Genomic DNA, 3,210 nt, shown 5'->3' with positions numbered 1-3,210 from the left:
CAAGCCGCTGGAAGACAAGCGGGTCAAGAGCGCTGTCGACGATGCCCGCGAAAAGCTCGGCAATACGGGCCGTCTCGTCATCCGCCCGTCGGGCACCGAGCCGCTGATCCGCGTGATGGCCGAGGGCGACGATCCGGTGCTGGTCGAGAGCGTTGTCGACGGGATCGTCGGCGTCATCGCCGATCTGAAGACGGCCGCCTGAACAAACCCTTCCGCACATCGCTCCGCCGGCGCGCAGGTGCCTGTCAGTGCTCGTTGTCGCCTGTTCATGGTCAACAAACATGGTCAACAGACACGGTTAAGTGCACTTTAACCTTTCATGGTCATTCTTCCCGAGAGCTTTAACCTTGCCCGCAGACGAGCATGCCGGGTTGTTCGAGGGAACGAGTATGAACCATGCAGCCATGAAACTTGCTGCGTCGGCCGCCATGGTGGTCACGCTTGGCATGTCCGCAAACGCGGCCGACATCATAGAGCCGGTCGTCATCGAGACGCCGGTGCATTACCCCGAAGCCGTTCCGGCCAAGGTGTCAGGCTGGTACATCCGTGGCGATGTGGGCTATCTTTGGAGCGACTTTCGCGGCGCGGACTATCTGACCTACGGCGCGGGCGTTGCCGGTCATCCCGGCCTGCTGGAGGGTGAACTCAAGGGCTCGTTGTCCGTCGGCGGCGGCGTCGGCTACCAGATCAGCCATTATCTGCGCACCGATCTGACGCTCGACTACAACTTCAAGTCCGATTTCACCGGTACCTCGTCCGGCACCTGCACGATCGTCGGCGGCGGCGGACCCGCGGCTTGCTCGTCCACCGACACCACCGGCTACCACGCCTGGACGCTGCTGGCGAACGCCTATGTCGATCTGGGCACCTACAAGGGCATCACCCCCTATGTCGGCGCAGGTCTCGGCGGCGTCTACATGAAGTGGGACGATCTGAACAACACGATCGGGCCGGGCTTCGACCAGTCGGGCACGATCACCCACAGCGGTACGTCCGACTGGCGCTTTGCCTACGCGCTGATGGCCGGTGCCTCCTATGCGGTCAACCATCGGCTGTCGGTCGATCTCGGCTATCGTTACAAGCACATTTCCGGCGGACGCATGTTCGAATATGCCAGCGCCACCGGCCCGGGCTTCGACCGCGCGATCAATGTCCACGAAGTGCGGGCAGGCCTGCGCTACAAGTTCGGCGAATCGCACCAGCCCTACACGCCGCCGCCGCCGGTCTACGAGCCGCCGGTCGTCTACAAGTAAGCGGCCTTCCGCCATCATCGCAGAAGCCCGGCTGTCCTGCAGCCGGGCTTTTTGCCGTCTGCCCAGGCGGTGATGCCGATGCGTACGACCGGTAGCGTTTGTTCGGGCCGGTCTGCACCGGATTCCACGAGCCGTCGGCCGGCTGGCGGTTTTTTCCGTAGGCGGGAGTGTGTGACGGTGACGGCTGATAGAACCTGACCAGCTCATGATGTTTTGTCCATCATGACCAACCATCGACATCAACGCTGAACTTGCCCCGTGGCTATCCCGCCGTGGGCTTTTTTGTCGGTCTCAAACTGGTTTCGTCGATACGCGTGTCAGCCATGCCCATGCAAGGAGCTGTTAGGGGGAGTTGCCTTTCCGGACAGCTTGCTGATTATTTGGAGCTGATCCCAGCCAATCGAGCCGAGCGCATGTCCAACAATTCTGATCAATCTTCGCCCGTTTCACTGCGCGAGATGGAGCAGCGGGTGGCGCGACTCGAGGATGATGAGCTGGCAGCCGCGCGCAAACTCTACAATCACGCCCGTTGGATGGTGTCGCTGTTCATTGTGTTCATCAGCGTGATATTCGCGACGGTCGCGTTCATTCAGTTGTCCCAGTCAAATACGTACTTTGAGCAGATCGAGGCCGTTCTCGATCAAGGTCGAGAGGACATTGAAAAACTGACCGGGGGCGCTGGGTTTACCGGATACAGGCTTGACGGTGAATTCATCGACAACAATTTTCAAATGTATTGGAATGGTAGAAGTATTTATAGCGAAGATCGAAAGGCCGCTGAGCTTGTTTTTATTGGTAACATGTCAATGTATTCTATCGATGATCGGGTTGGTGATCTGGTGCTATCCGGAATTGAGTGGGATCATCAATCAATATTCACTCGTGTGTTCAGTGACTTGAGGGAAGATAGCCCATTGTTATACAGGGCAATTTTGAGTAATGCGTCCCGGCCAACTGTCGTCAAAGAGGTATCTCCTGTCGGACAAACCGTCGGGGTCGTAATGCCTTTCCGGTATCGAGCAGAGTTCAACAGTTGCGATCAGTATGACAGGTTTGTGGCAATCGTACGTGGTGATCCGCCGCATCTGAGGACGGTGTTCACGCCCTTGTTTGCAAATGCAGTGCGGCCAGTTGGTCCGACTGACATCGCGGTCGAGCTGGTCGAGACGTTTCCGTTCCCCGAATGCGACTCGCTGCCAGCGTCTTTCAGCGTGCGCGAACTCATGCAGGAAGGCGAGACGGAGCAGTAGTTTGGATTGCGTCGATGCCGAAGCCTTTGCGGCCCCTTTTTGATTGCCAAGTACGATTTTGTTTCTTTCATGTTCCGTTGTTGAACGGGGATGGATGCCATGCCGCAGCGCACCCGAAAATTGGAGCGCCGGGGCTGGTATCGGCACCCCCGGCACCGCGATCCCGATGACGGGCTGTTCTGGCAGTGCCGCCTGAAGATGGGGCGCGTGCACCGCGGGCCGACCGGCTGGGTCTGGACCAGTTATTGCGGCGATCGTGCTTGGGGTTTGAAGGCGAGCAAGGAAGAGGCCAAGCGCGAGGTCGAGAAGCGCGCCGATCTGGGCCGAATCACCGCGCAGTGCTGGCCGAAGGGTTGACCGGTGGCCTTGGCAGGTTCACCCGGTCGGATGATGGAACATCCATGCAACCTGCTGTGTCAGTTCTGTGCCACTTTTCCCGACATGTTCATGCACCGTTCGTCCCAAACCTGCAAAACTTGCACGGTAAGAGACCATCAGACTTGAAGGAATGCAAGGGTTCCGGTATGCGCGGCGGCGGGACACCTCCCCCCAACGGGAGGCAGCTATCTGAAAGGGTAGAGACATGACAGCTGACCCCGTCAAGCCGGACATTCGTCCGGCCAATATCCGTTTTTCATCCGGCCCCTGCGCGAAGCGTCCGAACTGGTCTGCCGACCGGCTCGAAACGGCTCCGCTTGGCCGTTCCC

3 protein-coding genes and 2 pseudogenes are annotated in these 3,210 nt (G+C 59.1%); all 5 read left to right on the top strand.

The window, feature by feature from the left end:
* A pseudogene (gene glmM, locus ACTIEN_RS22040) lies at positions 1-202 on the top strand (phosphoglucosamine mutase); the annotation flags it as partial.
* A 187-nt stretch (positions 203-389) separates the two neighbouring features.
* On the top strand, positions 390-1,253 hold the full coding sequence (locus ACTIEN_RS22035; protein WP_109767532.1) for an outer membrane protein: 864 nt from the start codon (positions 390-392) through the stop codon (positions 1,251-1,253).
* 272 nt (positions 1,254-1,525) lie between these two features.
* Complete coding sequence (locus ACTIEN_RS22030; RefSeq protein WP_439525285.1) at positions 1,526-2,503, top strand: hypothetical protein; 978 nt, start codon at positions 1,526-1,528, stop codon at positions 2,501-2,503.
* Between the two features lie 99 nt (positions 2,504-2,602).
* On the top strand, positions 2,603-2,860 hold the full coding sequence (locus ACTIEN_RS22025; protein ID WP_147393343.1) for a hypothetical protein: 258 nt from the start codon (positions 2,603-2,605) through the stop codon (positions 2,858-2,860).
* A 226-nt stretch (positions 2,861-3,086) separates the two neighbouring features.
* Positions 3,087-3,210, top strand: a pseudogene (locus ACTIEN_RS22020) (phosphoserine transaminase); the annotation flags it as partial.

Source organism: Marivita sp. (genome assembly GCF_051859345.1).
Taxonomy (GTDB): Bacteria; Pseudomonadota; Alphaproteobacteria; order Rhodobacterales; family Rhodobacteraceae; genus Marivita.
Note: the sequence above shows the minus strand (reverse complement) of the source record. Positions and strands in the feature narration are given on the sequence as shown.